Genomic DNA, 14,650 nt, shown 5'->3' with positions numbered 1-14,650 from the left:
CGGGAACCGCGAGGTTCCCGTTCTGTTCATGATCCGGATGTTTCCGCGACGCTTGTTCAGGCGGCCTTGTCTTTCTTGTCGGCGCCCAGTTCGACGTCCAGTTGCTTGGCGGTGTCTTCAAGCTTGTTGTTGAATTCACGGAATTTTTTGCGGGCGCTGTCCAGTTTCTGATTTGCGGCATTCATTTTGCTGGAGTCCTGCTCTTCCAGTGCCGTGACGATTTCGTCCATGGCATGGGATTGCTCGGTTGCGGCATCGATATATTGTTCGTGAAGCGCCCGAACTTCAGGCGTGGCGGGCTTGATTTTCTCGAGCGCGGTCAGGAACGAGGCGTATTTCGGGCGGATGACGTTGACCAATTTGTCGTGCATCACTTCGTCGTCCTGATAGTTGTCGCCGCTGACGCTGTTGTATTCGCCAATCACCTCTTCTTCGATGCCGGCCAAGGGCTTGATGTCCTTGTTCAGATACGAGAGCAACTCTTCCTGTGCGGGGTTGCTGCCTTGGCAAGCGGTAAGCATGAATGCTGTCATCACGATGGCGAGAAATGATTTCATGATTGTCTCTAGTTTGTATTTGAATGTGCGCATGGGAGCTGATATCCCATAAGTTTTAAGCGTGTGATCGTACATTAATGGCAATTAATTCGCAATTTGAATATTCCATATGTGTTTTCATGTCTTTGGTAAATAAGAGGAAAGTGAGGAGCGCGCTGAGGCGGAAGTCGACAAAATGGGAGAGGCGGCAAAGAGGGGGCGTCAAGAAACGGTTCTGGGATGATCGGATGCGCACATCGGAAAGAATGCCCCGGCCTGGCGCGTATTCTGTCGGCAGGCGGAAGGGGCCGGGCGGAGCGGCTGCGGCATGCGGAATGCCTGCCGCGTATCAAGTTTCATACCATGTCTTGCTGGCATTCACCGCTTTGACCACCAGCAGCATGGCCGGCACCTCGATCAGCACGCCCACCACGGTGGCGAGCGCCGCGCCGGAGTGGAAGCCGAACAGGCTGATGGCGGCGGCGACGGCCAGCTCGAAGAAGTTGGACGCGCCTATCAACGCCGACGGGCAGGCCACGCTATGTTTCTCACCAGCCTTCTTGTTCAGCCAGTAAGCCAGCGCCGAGTTGAAAAACACCTGGATCAGGATGGGCACGGCCAACAGCGCGATCACCAGCGGCTGGCGCAGGATGGCCTCGCCCTGGAAGGCGAACAGCAGCACCAAGGTCGCCAATAGCGCGGCCATCGACCACGGGCCGATCTTGGCCATGGCGGCGTCGAAGGCGGTCTGGCCTTTGGCGAGCAGCATCTTGCGCCAGAGCTGGGCCAGGACCACCGGAATCAGGATGTAGAGCAGGACCGAAGCCAGCAGCGTGTCCCAGGGCACGACGATGGCCGAGATGCCCAGCAGCAGGCCGACCAAGGGCGCGAAGGCGAGCAGCATGATGGCGTCGTTCAGCGCCACCTGGGACAGCGTGAACAGCGGGTCGCCGTTAGTGAGCCGGCTCCAGACGAAGACCATGGCGGTGCAGGGCGCGGCGGCCAGCAGGATCAGGCCGGCGATATAGCTGTCCAGCTGCTCCGCCGGCAGCCAGGGCGCGAACAGCTGGCGGATGAACAGCCAGCCCAGCAGCGCCATGGAAAACGGCTTGACCAGCCAGTTGACGAACAGGGTGACGGCGATGCCGCGCACATGCTGTCTCACCTCATGCAGCGCGCCGAAGTCCACCTTCACCAGCATCGGGATGATCATCACCCAGATCAGCAGGCCCACCGGCAGATTGACGCGGGCGATTTCCAGCCGGCCTATGGCGTGGAACAGGCTGGGCACCCATTGGCCCGCGGCGATGCCGGCCGCGATGCACAATAGCACCCATACCGTCAGATAGCGTTCGAACAAGCCCATGGCGGGACCGCGCGCGGCGGACGGGACTGCCGTGTTGTGCTGCGTGCTCATGCGTTCTCCTCAAATATCCAGGGCCGCGCGCACGGCGGGAACCAGCCGCTCGCGGATGTCGTCGCGCACGCGGATGAAGCTGTCCAGCGGCTCGCCGTGCGGATCATGAAAACCGACGTGGATGCGCTTGACCGGGCGCGGAAACACCGGGCAGCTTTCCCTGGCCTTGTCGCAAACGCTGACCACCAGATCGATATCCTCGTTCATCACGGCTTCCACATCCTTGGGATGCAGGCCCTCGGTGGGCAGGCCGATGAGGCGCAGCGCCGCTATCGCGCCGTCGGCCACCTTGGGCTGCGGCGCGGTGCCGGCGGAGAGAGCGCGGGCCAGGCCGGCCAGTTCGTGATTGAGGATGGCTTCGCCCATCTGCGAGCGGCAGGAATTGCCGGTGCACAGCACCAGCACGGTTTTCAGTTGGCTCATGGTTGTTTGTCTCCGTCATCGGATGGCTGCGGCGCGCGGCAGGCGGTTTGCGGCAGGCAGGGCTCGCCTTGGCAGCAGTTGCGGGTCAGAAAGCCGATCAGCGCGTCCATCGCGCCGTATTCGGCTGAATAACGGATGAAGCGGCTCTCGCGCTCGCCCTTGACCAGGCCCACCCGGCTCAGATGCGACAGGTGGAAGGACAGCGTGGCGGCGGGCAGGCCCAGCGTCTCGGCGATGGCGCTGGCGATCAGCCCGTTCGGGCCGGCTTCGACCAGCAGGCGGTAGATGGACAGCCTGGACTCATGCCCCAGGGCGGCCAGGCGTTCGGCGGCGGTTAAGGTTTCCATATTTCCATTATTATGGAAATATTGATTGAATGCCAGAGCGCGATGCGCGAGCGATTCCGCGGCGCGCATGAAAAAGCCGATATCGCTGGGAGCGTCGGGGATGATCGCTCGCCGCCTTGGCTCGGCTAAGAGTGGCTAACAAAACCTCAGGCGGTCGCTTGTAAGTTGCTGATCTTCCATGTGCGCCACTGCGCAAAATATAGGTTTTGTTAGCGGGTCTAAGCCACTCCAGCTAAGAGTCTGAGGCTGGGCCGGCCGATGCAAGCCGCGCAACGTGGTTGCAGCTTGTCCGGGGGGCTTGGTTCCGCGAGGTCCGCCAGACCGCGTTAGCGCATCCTCTTTCTTTGTTCGCCTCCCGCGTTCTCCAAAAAACCACAAGGCTAGTTTCGGCGCGATTCCGCTTGCCTCATGGGCGAAGGCGGGAACGGGTGATGACAGAGGCGCTTCTGTGCGCTTTGGGCGCGCCTGTCATATTGACGGCTTCAAGCATTCACTCTAAAGTGGTTTTTATAAGAAAATTGGTCTTACCAATTTACAAAGGAAGCCATGAAGACGCCTGCCGACGTTTACCTGTTCGGCACCTGTCTGCTCGACCTGTTCCTGCCGGAAGCTGGCCTAGACGCCATCGCCCTGCTGGAAGGCCTGGGCGTGCGGGTGCATTTCCCCCAGGCCCAAAGCTGCTGCGGCCAGCCGGCCTATACCAGCGGCCATCCCAAGGAAGCGCTGGCCGTGGCGCGCGCGCAGCTGGCCTGTTTTCCGGAAGACTGGCACATCGTGGTGCCGTCAGGTTCCTGCGGCGGCATGATCCAGCATCATTGGCCGCGACTATTCGCCGGCGAGGCGGATGAAATGGCGGCCTGCGCCATCGCCGCGCGAGTGGTGGAATTTTCCGATTTCCTGCTCAATCACCTGGACTGGCGGCCGCAAGACCAGGGCGCGCCGGTCAAGGTGGCGGTGCATACCTCCTGCTCGGCGCGGCGAGAGATGAATGTGCACAAGAGCAGTTGGGCGCTGGTGGACCGGCTGCAGAACGTCGAGCGCGTGGCGCATGACCATGAGTCCGAATGCTGCGGCTTTGGCGGCACTTTCTCCATCAAGCATCCGGACATCGCCGGCGCGATGGTGGCGGACAAGGCCCAGTCCCTGCAGGACAGCGGCGCGGTGGAATTCGTTACCGCCGACGGCGGCTGCCTGCTCAATATCAACGGCAAGCTGGGCCAGTGCGGCAGCGGCTTCCAGGGCCGGCATCTGGCCAGCTTTCTGCTGGAGCGCACCGGAGGCAAGCGATGAGCGCCCGAGCTTCCATCTTGCAGAGGCTGCGCGCCGCGCCACGGCAGGCGTTTTCGCGCCCGGACCTGGCCAGCCATTTCCAGCGCTTTGCCAGCCAGGACGATGAAATCGCCCGCTTGCGCCATTGGGCGGCGATGATGCGCGCGGTGAAAACCGACATCCTGTGGACGCGCGGGGCCGAGTGGGACGCGGCGCTGGCCGGCTGGCTGGCCGCGCATCCGCAAGATTCCATCCTGTTGTCCGACACGCCGCATGGCCGCAGGCTGGCGCAATGCCTTGAGGGCAGGGCGGGCGCGCCGCGCATCGTCTGGTTCGAACGCGAGGTGGATGGCTGGAAGGCGGAGTTGTTCGACATCGCCGCCGGTTTCACGTCGGTCCGCTGCGGCATCGCCGCCACCGGCACGCTGGTATTGTGGCCGGACGAGGCAGAGCCGCGCACCATGAGCCTGGTGCCGCCCTTGCACATCGCCTTGTTCGACGCCGCGACCTTGTACCCGGATTTCTATTCGGCGATGAAGGGCGAGAATTGGTCTGCCGGCATGCCCACCAACGCGCTGCTGATCTCCGGGCCGTCCAAGACCGCGGACATCCAGCAAACGCTGGCCTACGGCGCGCACGGCCCGCGCGAGCTGTTGGTGTTGGCCGTGCTGCCGCCGCATATCGCCATCCATGATGTGGAAGGAGAGGCGAGATGAATGAGCAGAAGATCACCGTCTACCCGTCGCGCGCCTTCAAGGACAACGCGCGGCTGGCGCTGAGTGACGACAAGCTGCGGCAAAGCCTGCGCGGATCGATGGACTTCCTGATGGCCAAGCGGCTGGCGGCATTTCCGGACGAGGCGGAGCTGTCCGCGCTGCGCACGCTGGGCGAGGGCATACGCCAGCGCTGTTTGTCCCGGCTGCCGGAGCTGCTGGAACAGCTGGAAGACAAGCTCACGGCAAACGGCGTGAAAGTGCATTGGGCGGAAACGGCGGAGGAGGCCAACCGCATCATCCACGGCATTGTCGAAGCTCGGCGCGGCAAGCTGATGGTCAAAGGCAAGTCCATGGTCAGCGAGGAGATCGAGCTCAACCATTACCTGGCCGATCAGGGCGTGGAGGCGGTTGAGAGCGATATGGGCGAGTACATCGTCCAGCTGGCGGGCGAGAAACCCACCCACATCATCATGCCGGCCATCCACAAGACCAAGCAGGATATCGCCCAGCTGTTCCACGAGCAGCTGCCGGACACGCCCTACACCGAGGACGTGGACGCGTTGATCCAGATCGGCCGCCGCGTGCTGCGCCGCAAGTTTCTGGATGCCGATGTCGGCCTGTCCGGCGTCAACTTCGCAGTGGCCGAAACCGGCACCTTGTGCCTGGTGGAAAACGAAGGCAACGGCCGCATGTGCACCACGGTGCCGGACGTTCACATCGCCATCACCGGCATCGAAAAGGTGGTGGAAAAGCTGGAGGATGTGGCGCCGCTGTACAGCCTGCTGACCCGCTCCGCCATCGGCCAGCCCATCACCACCTACTTCAATATGATCAGCGGTCCACGCGGTGCAGGCGAGAAGGATGGCCCGCGCGAAGTGCATCTGGTGCTGCTGGACAACGGCCGCAGCCAGGCCTACGCCGACGAGCAGCTGCGCAAGACATTGCAATGCATACGCTGCGGCGCCTGCATGAACCATTGTCCGGTCTACACCCGCATCGGCGGCCACGCTTACGGCACGACGTATCCGGGACCGATAGGCGAAATCATCTCGCCGCATCTGATGGGGCTGGAAAACACCCGCGACCTGCCGACCGCGTCCAGCCTGTGCGGCGCTTGCGGCGAGGTATGTCCGGTGCGGATTCCGATTCCGGAGATGCTGATGCGGCTGCGCGAGGAAAGCCAGCGGCCGGCCGATGAACGCGTGGCGCACCCGCTGCGCGGTCAGGGCGCGGCGGCCGGCGGCGCGGAGCGCCTGGCCTGGAAGGGCTGGCGGCTGGTTCATGCCTCACCGAACCTATATCGGCTGTTCGGCTGGGCGGCCACGCGTTTGCGCCAGCACGCGCCCAAGAACCAGCTGGGATGGACGCAGAACCACCTGCCGCTGACGCCGGCGGCCAAGACGCTGCACGAGCTGCTCCGCGAACGCGAAGCGAACAAGGGGAGGTCCGCATGAGTCCGGCCCATCAAGCGTTTCTGCAAGACCTGCGCCGCGTCATGCGGGACAAGCGCATCTACACGGACCCGTTGTCCACCCTAGCCTACGGCACCGACGCCAGTTTTTACCGCCTGCGGCCGCAGATCGTCGCCAAGGTGGACAGCGAGGCGGAAGTGGCCGCGCTGCTGCGGCTGGCCAGATTGCACCGCGTCGCCGTCACCTTCCGCGCCGCCGGCACCAGCCTGTCCGGCCAGGCGGTCAGCGATTCGGTGCTGGTTCTGCTGGGCGACGGCTTCAACCATGGTCAAGTATTGGACGGCGGCGCGCGCATCCGTCTCAAGCCCGGCATGATTGGCTCGCACGCCAACGCGATGCTGGCGCCGTTTGGCCACAAGATCGGCCCCGATCCGGCGTCGATCAACACCGCCAAGATAGGCGGCATCGCCGCCAACAACTCCAGCGGCATGTGCTGCGGCACCCGCGACAACAGCTACCACACCCTGCATTCGCTGCGGGTGTTGCTGTTGGATGGCGCCATGCTGGATACCGCCGACGCGGCCAGCGTGGCGGCCTTCCGCGAATCGCACGCCGATCTGCTCGATGGCTTGGCGCAGCTGTCGCGCGAGCTGGCCGGCGATCCGCAGCTGGCGGAGCGGGTGCGCCGCAAATACCGGCTGAAAAACACCACCGGCTACGGCATCAACGCCTTGCTGGACTTTGACGATCCGGTGGACATGCTGGCGCACTTGATGATCGGCTCCGAAGGCACGCTGGGCTTCATTTCCGAGATTACCTTCCATACCGTGATCGAGCATCCGCACAAGGCCTCGGCGCTGGTGTGGTTCGACGATCTGGCGTCCTGTTGCCACGCGGTATCGGCGCTGAGCGCGGCGCGAGATGCCGGCGGCGTGTCGGCGGTGGAGCTGATAGACAGCCGCAGCCTGCGCGCGGTGCAGGGCAAGCCGGGACTGCCGGATTTCCTGCATCGGCCGGTGGGGCCGGACAGCGCCTGTTTGCTGATCGAACTGCGGGCGGAAAGCGAGGCCAGGCTGGACGCATGCTCGGCCCAGATCGATGCGCTGCTGGCTGGTTTCCAGCCCAAAGTCTCCAGCGGCTTCAGCCGCGACGCGCGCGAGTGCGAAACCTACTGGGCCTTGCGCAAGGGCCTGTTCCCGGCGGTGGGGGCGGCGCGGCCGACGGGGACCACGGTGGTGATAGAGGACGTTGCCTTCCCTGCTCCGCAACTGGCGGACGGCGTGGCCAGGCTGAGCGCGTTGTTCGACAAGCATGGTTACCACGAGGCGCTGCTGTTCGGCCATGCGCTGGACGGCAATCTGCACTTCGTGTTCGCGCCCGGCTTCGAAAGCCCGGCCGAGGTGGCGCGCTACGACGCTTTCATGCAAGACGTCAGCGATCTGGTGGCCGGCGAGTACGACGGCTCGCTGAAGGCCGAGCACGGCACCGGCCGCAATGTGGCGCCCTTTGTGCGCCAGGAGTGGGGCGACGCGGCCTGGCATATCATGCGCCGCATCAAGGCCTTGTTCGACCCGGACGGCCTGCTCAATCCCGGCGTGATCATCACCGACAACGACAGGCTGCATCTGGAAAACCTGAAGCCGATGCCGGCGGCGGATGATTTGGTGGACCGCTGCACCGAATGCGGCTTCTGCGAGCCGGCCTGTCCCTCGCACGGGCTGACGCTGAGTCCGCGCCAACGCATCGTCACCTGGCGGCGCATCCGCCAGCTGGAGCGCGACGGCGGCGGCGCGGCGGAGCTGGCGGCCTTGAAGGCCGGCTACCGCTACCGCGCCATCGATACCTGCGCCGCCACCGGCATGTGCGCCACGCGCTGCCCTGTGGGCATCAACACCGGCCTGCTGATGAAGAAGCTGCAAGGCCCAAGCAAGCGTCCGGCGCTGGCCGGCTTCGCCGCGCGGCATATGCGATGGATGACGGCGGCGGCGAGGACCGGTTTGAAGCTGGCGCATCTGGCGGGAACGCAGCGCTTGAACGCATTGACGCGCCGCCAGCCGGGCGAGCGCAAGATCATTCCATTGGTTCCGGCTAGCTTGCCGCGCGCCGCCGCGCCGCTGCGCGAGACGGGAGGGGAGGGCGAGCCGGTGGCGCTGTTCATCAGCTGCGTCAACCGCGCGCTGGCGGAGGGCGAGGGCGGGGAGTCCGTCGCCGCCCATGCCGTGAGCCTGTTGCGCCGCGCCGGTTTCGCGCCAGTCTATCCGTCCGGCCATGAGGGCCTGTGCTGCGGCCAGCCTTTCGCCTCGGCCAACGCGGCCGGCGCTTTGGCCTTCAGCCAGGTGTCCTTGAACCATGCCTTGCTGCAAGCGAGCGGCGATGGCCGCCATCCGGTTTATCTCGACAACAGTCCGTGCGCGGCCCGCGTCAAGCAGGCGCAGGCCGAGGGCTTGTTGGACCCGCGCTTGCAACTGTTCGACGCCGCCGGTTTTCTGGCGGAAAAAGTTCTGCCGCGGCTGAGCATCGTCCGGCGGCTGCCGCAACTGGCGCTGCATATCCCGTGCAGCGCGACGGCGATGGGCGCGGCGGATAGTCTGAAGCGGCTGGCCGCCAGTTGCTGCGACGAGCTGACCGTGCCGGACATCGCCTGCTGCGGCTTCGCCGGCGACAAGGGTTTCACCATGCCGGAATTGAACGCCCACAGCCTGAGACGATTGAAGCCGGCGCTACCGGAAACCTGCCGCCATGGCGTGTCGATGAGCCGCACCTGCCAGATCGGCCTGACCGAGCATGGCGGGATTCCCTACGCCAGCATCGAGGCGCTGCTGGATTTCTGCACCAACCCAAGCGGTCCGCCATGAAGGCCGCCTTTTCAACGCTGATGTAAACCCAAGAAACGCAAGCCAGTCCTGCCATGCCGAAACGATCCCGTTCCTCGGCAGGGGAGCGGCTGCGCCTGCGAAACCAGGAATGAGGAGAAGCTTCACATGCAAGGCATCTGGACCCAACAGTACTTTCCCGCCGGCGGCCCCGTGCTGTCGGCCTTGATGGCCGCGTTGCCCATCGCTTTTTTCTTCGTTGCGCTGGCGGTGCTGCGATTGAAGGGCCACATCGCCGGCACGCTGACCGTGCTGATCGCGCTGGCGGTGGCCATATTGTTTTACGGCATGCCGGCCAAGATGGCGCTGGCGGCGGCCGCTTTCGGCTTCGGCTACGGCTTGTGGCCCATCGCCTGGATCATCATCGCCGCGGTGTTCCTGTACAAGATCACGGTCAAGACCGGCCAGTTCGACATCATCCGCGCTTCGGTGTTGTCGGTGACCGAGGACCAGCGGCTGCAGATGCTGCTGGTAGGTTTCTCCTTTGGCGCCTTTCTGGAAGGCGCGGCCGGTTTCGGCGCGCCGGTGGCGATCACCGCCGCCTTGCTGGTGGGGCTGGGCTTCAATCCCTTATACGCGGCCGGGTTGTGCCTGATCGCCAATACCGCGCCGGTGGCCTTCGGCGCGATGGGGATACCGATCATCGTGGCCGGGCAGGTGACGGGACTGGACCCGTTCCTGATCGGCGCCAAGGCCGGCCATCAGCTGCCCATCCTGTCGGTGATCGTGCCGTTCTGGCTGGTCATGATGATGGACGGCCTCAAGGGCGTGCGCCAGACCTGGCCGGCCATCCTGGTGGCCGGGGTGTCGTTCGCCGTCACCCAGTTTTTCACGTCCAACTACATCGGACCGGAGTTGCCGGACATCACTTCGGCCCTGGTCAGCCTGATCTGCCTGACGTTGTTTCTGAAAACGTGGCAGCCCAGCGAGATCTTCACTTTCAACGGCCGCCGCGCGCCGTCAGCCCGGCAGGCGAGCGGCTTCAGCCTGGGACAGATCGCGCGCGCCTGGAGCCCTTTCCTGATCTTGACCGCGCTGGTGACGGTGTGGAGCGTCAAACCGTTCAAGGCCTTGTTCATCAAGGGCGGCACGCTGGAGGGGACGATCTGGAAGCTGCACGTGCCGGGGCTGGACAAGCTGGTGCTGAAGACTGCGCCGATCGTAGCGCATGACACGCCGTACGAGGCCTTGTACAAGCTGGACATCGTGTCCGCCGTCGGCAGCGCCATCTTCCTGTCCGCCTTGCTGTCCATGGCGCTGCTAAAGTTCCGCCCGGCGGACGGCGCGCGCGCGTTTGGCGAGACCCTGGTCGAGCTGCGCCGGCCCATCCTGTCCATCGGCATGGTGCTGGCCTTTGCCTTTGTCGCCAATTATTCCGGCATGTCCAGCACGCTGGCGCTGTGTCTGGCCAATACCGGCCAAGCCTTCCCGTTCTTCTCGCCCTTCCTGGGCTGGCTGGGCGTGTTCCTGACCGGCTCGGACACTTCGTCCAACGCCTTGTTCTCCGCCTTGCAGGCCGCCACCGCGCACCAGCTGGGCGTGTCGGACGTGCTGCTGGTGGCGGCCAACACCACGGGCGGCGTCACCGGCAAGATGATCTCCCCGCAGTCCATCGCCGTCGCTTGCGCGGCGGTGGGGCTGATAGGCAAGGAGGCGGACCTGTTCCGCCTCACCTTGAAGCACAGCTTGATCTTTTGCAGCTTCGTCGGCGCGATGACCTGGCTGATGGCGTACATGGGCTGACGCCGCCTCCCCGGGCGGCGACAGGCGCCGTCGCTCGCGCAGACTGTCCGATTACCGATGGTTATTAGATTAGAAATAACGATTTCGCATCTGCTGATAGCCAATCGATATAATGTGGCCAGTTCTGGGAGACGTTCTGTGTATAAACATCTGGAAGATTTCGTCGGCGGCACGCCGCTGGTTCGCCTCAAACGCTTGCCGTCCGACAACGGCAATGTGGTGCTGCTGAAGCTGGAGGGCAATAATCCGGCCGGCTCGGTCAAGGATCGGCCCGCCTTGTCCATGATCCGGCGCGCCGAGCAGCGCGGCGAGATCCGGCCCGGCGACACGTTGATCGAACCCACCAGCGGCAATACCGGCATCGCGCTGGCGATGGCGGCGGCGATGATGGGCTACCGCATGGTGCTGATCATGCCGGAAAACTCCAGCGCCGAGCGGGTGCAGGCGATGCGCGCCTACGGGGCGGAGGTGATCCTGACGCCGGCGGCGGGCTCGATGCCGGCGGCGATAGACCTGGCGCGCAGCATGGAGGCCGCGGGCGAGGGGCGCATCCTGGACCAGTTCTCCAACCCGGATAATCCGCAGGCCCATTACGAGACCACCGGTCCCGAAATCTGGGAGCAGACTGGCGGCCGCATCACCCATTTCGTGTCCAGCATGGGCACTACCGGCACCATCATGGGCACCGGCCGCTTCCTGAAGGAAAAGAATCCGGCCATCCGCATCGTCGGCGTCCATCCGGAGCCGGGCAGCCAGATCGCCGGCATCCGCAAGTGGGAAGATCCATACGTGCCCAAAATCTGCGACTTCTCCCGCGTCGACGAGATTCAACATGTGGGCCAGCAGGAGGCGGAAGACACCGCCCGGCTGCTGGCGCGGCGCGAGGGCATTCTGGCCGGGCCGTCGTCCGGCGGCGCGCTGGCGGTGGCCTTGAGGCTGGACGCGCAGTTGAAGGACGTCGTGATCGTGTCCGTGGTCTGCGACCGAGGCGACCGCTATTTGTCCACCGGCTTGTTCGGCTGAGCATGAGCGGTGTCGCGCGGGGAGTGGATGCGGCGGCTGTCGGTGCGGGACGCCCGCTCGGAACCCCAGCGTCGCGCATGCCTTGACGCTCCGTTTGCGGCGGCGGCCTTGCTTGGGCGCCGCATTGCCAATAGCATGGCATTTTCCTCCAGGATTCAAACGCCATGCTGCAGCTCCACGTCGATCAGGATTTCTTCAGCCCCTACGCGATGGCCGTCTTCATCGCGCTGACCGAGAAGGAGCTGCCCTTCGAGGTTTTCACCCGCGATCTCGCCGGCGGCGAGCAGTTCGAACCATCCTACCGCGCCCAATCATTGACCTCCCGCGTGCCCATGCTGGCGGATGGAGGCTTTCGCCTGAGCGAATCGTCGGCCATCATCGAATACTTGGAAGAAGCCTATCCCGACAGCGCGCGCGTTTTGCCGGCGGACCTCAAAGCCCGCGCCCGCGCCCGCCAGCTGCAGGCCTGGCTGCGCAGCGACCTGCTGCCGCTGCGCGATGAGCGCAGCACCGAGACGGTGTTCGGCCGCAAGCCGGCTTTGCCGCTGGGCGAGGCGGCGCGCAAGGCGGCGGACAAGCTGATCGCGGTGGCCGAGGCGGTGGCGCCGGCCGGCGGCGGCAATTTGTTCGGCGACTGGTGCGTCGTGGACGCCGAGCTGGCGCTGCTGCTGAAGCGTTTGACGGCAGAGGAGCTGCCGCCGAACTTGGCCGCCTATGCCGATGCGCAATGGCATAGGCCGTCGATGGCGGCCTGGCGCGCCAGGCAAGCCCGCTGAGGCGCGCCCGCCTATACTGCGGTAAACGGGAGGGGAAGGGGACGATGTGAACGCAGCGAGAACGGGCTTGAAACGATTGGCCGTCCTGTTGCTGGCCTGCGTCGGCATGCAAGCCGGCGCGGCCTCTCGAGATTTGTACTTCGTCACCCAGCTGTTTCCCCCCTTCATCACTCAGGATTCGTCCGGCAAGCCGGATGGCGCGCTGGTGGTCATCCTGCAGCGCGCTTGCGCGCGGCTGGGCTGGAACTGCAATGTGCAGATCATGGTCTGGAAGCGGGCGTTGCTGACCATCAGCCAGGGCGGGGCGGATGGCCTGGTGCTGGCGCAGGACGCGCCGGAGCGGCGCGCGGTGATGGAACTGACCAAGCCGGTGTTGACCAGCAGCTATGGTCTATATGCATTAAGCGGCAACGGGCTGCGTTACCGGCAGCCCTCCGACCTGGCCCGGCGCAATGTGGCGGTATATGGACCGTCGCTGTCGCAGACCAATTGCGAGAAGCTGGTGGCCGGCGTGGCCGGCGTCAACATGACCGTGGAGCTGGATCCGGAAACCGTGCTGCGCAAGTTGTCGGCCGGGCGTTACGGCGCCGAGGCGGTGGCGTTTTCCAATGACGACGTCGCCCGCTACTGGATACGCCAGGACACGCTGTCCAATGTGCGCCAGCTGGCCGAGGTGAAGCAGCTGGCCTACCTGTACGGTTTCACCCGCAGCCGGCTGAAGCCTGGCATGGTGGAGGAGTTCAACCGCGCGCTGGACGAGATGTGCAAGGACGGCGAGCTGTCCCGGCTGGCCTCGTCCTACGGCATGCGGCTGGCGTCTTGCCGCTGAATGCGGCGCGGCGCGGGCAAAGCGGTTATCATTCAAGCATTCCCTTGCCGCCCTGGCGGCGTCAAACGCAGCGCAGAACAAGCATAACCATGTCGCAACACGTATTCTCTCCGGACGAGAACGTCCATTGCAGCCCCAAGGGCTGGTATCAGCAGGCCAGCGAGAAGCCGGGTTTCATCCACGACGCGGCGCAGGCCGCCGCCATCGAGCGACTGGACCGGCTGTGGCATCAACTGGTGGATTTCAAGACCAAGCGCAACCGCTTCCTAGGCCGCAGCCTGAGAAGTCCCGAGGTGCCGCGCGGCTTGTACTTCTGGGGCGGCGTGGGGCGCGGCAAGAGTTTCCTGATGGACGCCTTTTACGCCTGCGTGCCTTACCGCCGCAAACGGCGCATCCACTTCCACCATTTCATGGCGGAAACCCACCGCGAGCTGCGCAAGTTCGCCGGCGGCAAGGACCCGCTGCTGGCCTATGCCGATCAGATCGCCAAGGCGACGCGGCTGCTGTGTTTCGACGAGTTCCATGTGTCGGACATCGCCGACGCGATGATACTGGGCCGGCTGCTGGCGGCATTGGTCGAGCGCGGCGTGGTGGTGGTGACCACGTCCAATTACGAGCCAGACGGTTTGTATCCGGGCGGCCTGCAGCGGCAGAATTTCCTGCCCACCATTGAGTTGATCAAGCGGGAGCTGGACGTGCTCAACGTGGACGGCGGCCATGATTACCGGCTGCGCGAGCTGACGCGAGAGCCCTTGTTCATGGTGCCGGCGGACGAGGCTTGCGAGCGGCGGATGGAGCAGCTGTTCCAGCGGGTGAGCACCGGCGCGGAACTGAAGCAGAAGACCATCGCCGTGCTGGAGCGGGAGATCGCGGTGAAGCGGTTATCGCCGGGCGTGGCCTGGTTCGATTTCATGGCCCTGTGCGACGGCCCGCGCGCGCAGACCGACTATCTGGAAATCGCCAGCGAGTACCACACGGTGTTCGTGTCCGGCATTCCCAGGCTCAGCGCCAAGCAGGCGTCCATCGCCCGGCGCTTCACTTGGCTGGTGGACGTGTTCTACGACAACCGCGTCAAGCTGATCGCCTCGGCCGACGCGCCGCCGGAAGAGATCTACACCGAAGGCCTGCAGTCCGGCGAATTCTTCCGCACCGCCAGCCGGCTGGCGGAGATGCAGACCAAGAGCTATCTGGAGCTGCCGCACCAGTCGATGGCGCAAAGCCACGACCAGCCGCCGCCTGGCGTGGCGCTGTAAACGGCGCCGCTTTTCTGCCAAGTCTTGTCGGCG

At 64.7% G+C, this 14,650-nt stretch carries 13 protein-coding genes; 9 read left to right on the top strand and 4 right to left on the bottom strand.

Features of this window, described 5'->3' with window-relative positions:
- Positions 1-56: 56 nt before the first annotated feature.
- From DK842_RS22205 to DK842_RS22190, 4 genes are all read right to left on the bottom strand, one after another.
- Positions 57-557: a hypothetical protein gene (locus DK842_RS22205; protein ID WP_114072696.1), complete on the bottom strand. Its 501-nt coding sequence runs from the start codon at positions 555-557 to the stop codon at positions 57-59.
- Between the two features lie 328 nt (positions 558-885).
- The gene (gene arsB / locus DK842_RS22200) at positions 886-1,953 is read right to left on the bottom strand and encodes an ACR3 family arsenite efflux transporter (RefSeq protein ID WP_198414597.1); all 1,068 of its coding nucleotides are present in this window, start codon (positions 1,951-1,953) and stop codon (positions 886-888) included.
- A 9-nt stretch (positions 1,954-1,962) separates the two neighbouring features.
- Positions 1,963-2,376, bottom strand: coding sequence for an arsenate reductase ArsC (locus DK842_RS22195; RefSeq protein WP_114063442.1), 414 nt, complete (start codon positions 2,374-2,376; stop codon positions 1,963-1,965).
- Entirely contained in the window at positions 2,373-2,723 is a 351-nt protein-coding gene (locus tag DK842_RS22190; RefSeq protein WP_114063850.1) for an ArsR/SmtB family transcription factor, read from the bottom strand. The genes DK842_RS22195 and DK842_RS22190 overlap by 4 nt, the downstream gene beginning before the upstream one ends.
- Before the next feature lie 546 nt (positions 2,724-3,269).
- Between DK842_RS22190 and DK842_RS22185 the strand changes: the two genes are divergently transcribed.
- The 9 genes from DK842_RS22185 (at position 3,270) to zapE (ending at position 14,617) form a co-directional block, all read left to right on the top strand.
- Complete coding sequence (locus DK842_RS22185) at positions 3,270-4,013, top strand: (Fe-S)-binding protein (protein ID WP_114063441.1); 744 nt, start codon at positions 3,270-3,272, stop codon at positions 4,011-4,013.
- Positions 4,010-4,708: a LutC/YkgG family protein gene (locus tag DK842_RS22180; RefSeq protein ID WP_114063440.1), complete on the top strand. Its 699-nt coding sequence runs from the start codon at positions 4,010-4,012 to the stop codon at positions 4,706-4,708. Before DK842_RS22185 ends, DK842_RS22180 begins: the two co-directional genes overlap by 4 nt.
- Positions 4,705-6,162 (top strand): LutB/LldF family L-lactate oxidation iron-sulfur protein, encoded by a 1,458-nt coding sequence (locus tag DK842_RS22175; RefSeq protein WP_114063439.1) that lies wholly within the window; start codon positions 4,705-4,707, stop codon positions 6,160-6,162. The genes DK842_RS22180 and DK842_RS22175 overlap by 4 nt, the downstream gene beginning before the upstream one ends.
- A complete protein-coding gene (locus DK842_RS22170) occupies positions 6,159-8,975 on the top strand; it encodes an FAD-binding and (Fe-S)-binding domain-containing protein (protein ID WP_114063438.1) in 2,817 nt (938 codons plus the stop codon). Before DK842_RS22175 ends, DK842_RS22170 begins: the two co-directional genes overlap by 4 nt.
- A 126-nt stretch (positions 8,976-9,101) precedes the next feature.
- A complete protein-coding gene (locus DK842_RS22165) occupies positions 9,102-10,736 on the top strand; it encodes a lactate permease LctP family transporter (RefSeq protein WP_114063437.1) in 1,635 nt (544 codons plus the stop codon).
- 138 nt (positions 10,737-10,874) lie between these two features.
- The gene (cysM, locus tag DK842_RS22160) at positions 10,875-11,759 is read left to right on the top strand and encodes a cysteine synthase CysM (RefSeq protein WP_114063436.1); all 885 of its coding nucleotides are present in this window, start codon (positions 10,875-10,877) and stop codon (positions 11,757-11,759) included.
- A gap of 164 nt (positions 11,760-11,923) precedes the next feature.
- On the top strand, positions 11,924-12,535 hold the full coding sequence (gene yfcF / locus DK842_RS22155) for a glutathione transferase (RefSeq protein ID WP_114063435.1): 612 nt from the start codon (positions 11,924-11,926) through the stop codon (positions 12,533-12,535).
- A 67-nt stretch (positions 12,536-12,602) separates the two neighbouring features.
- Complete coding sequence (locus DK842_RS22150; RefSeq protein ID WP_145964120.1) at positions 12,603-13,364, top strand: substrate-binding periplasmic protein; 762 nt, start codon at positions 12,603-12,605, stop codon at positions 13,362-13,364.
- An 89-nt stretch (positions 13,365-13,453) separates the two neighbouring features.
- The gene (zapE, locus tag DK842_RS22145; RefSeq protein WP_114063433.1) at positions 13,454-14,617 is read left to right on the top strand and encodes a cell division protein ZapE; all 1,164 of its coding nucleotides are present in this window, start codon (positions 13,454-13,456) and stop codon (positions 14,615-14,617) included.
- Positions 14,618-14,650: the final 33 nt, after the last annotated feature.

This window comes from Chromobacterium phragmitis (assembly GCF_003325475.1).
In the GTDB taxonomy this organism is placed as follows: Bacteria; Pseudomonadota; Gammaproteobacteria; order Burkholderiales; family Chromobacteriaceae; genus Chromobacterium; species Chromobacterium phragmitis.
The sequence above is the reverse complement of the archived record's forward strand: the minus strand, read 5'-3'. Positions and strand labels throughout refer to the sequence as shown.

Bases quoted from the DNA above. Each gene is read 5' to 3' on its own strand.
- DK842_RS22205 (WP_114072696.1), bottom strand. From the start codon at position 557: ATGAAATCATTTCTCGCCATCGTGATGACAGCATTCATGCTTACCGCT.
- arsB (WP_198414597.1), bottom strand. From the start codon at position 1,953: ATGAGCACGCAGCACAACACGGCAGTCCCGTCCGCCGCGCGCGGTCCC.
- DK842_RS22195 (WP_114063442.1), bottom strand. From the start codon at position 2,376: ATGAGCCAACTGAAAACCGTGCTGGTGCTGTGCACCGGCAATTCCTGC.
- DK842_RS22190 (WP_114063850.1), bottom strand. From the start codon at position 2,723: ATGGAAACCTTAACCGCCGCCGAACGCCTGGCCGCCCTGGGGCATGAG.
- DK842_RS22185 (WP_114063441.1), top strand. From the start codon at position 3,270: ATGAAGACGCCTGCCGACGTTTACCTGTTCGGCACCTGTCTGCTCGAC.
- DK842_RS22180 (WP_114063440.1), top strand. From the start codon at position 4,010: ATGAGCGCCCGAGCTTCCATCTTGCAGAGGCTGCGCGCCGCGCCACGG.
- DK842_RS22175 (WP_114063439.1), top strand. From the start codon at position 4,705: ATGAATGAGCAGAAGATCACCGTCTACCCGTCGCGCGCCTTCAAGGAC.
- DK842_RS22170 (WP_114063438.1), top strand. From the start codon at position 6,159: ATGAGTCCGGCCCATCAAGCGTTTCTGCAAGACCTGCGCCGCGTCATG.
- DK842_RS22165 (WP_114063437.1), top strand. From the start codon at position 9,102: ATGCAAGGCATCTGGACCCAACAGTACTTTCCCGCCGGCGGCCCCGTG.
- yfcF (WP_114063435.1), top strand. From the start codon at position 11,924: ATGCTGCAGCTCCACGTCGATCAGGATTTCTTCAGCCCCTACGCGATG.
- zapE (WP_114063433.1), top strand. From the start codon at position 13,454: ATGTCGCAACACGTATTCTCTCCGGACGAGAACGTCCATTGCAGCCCC.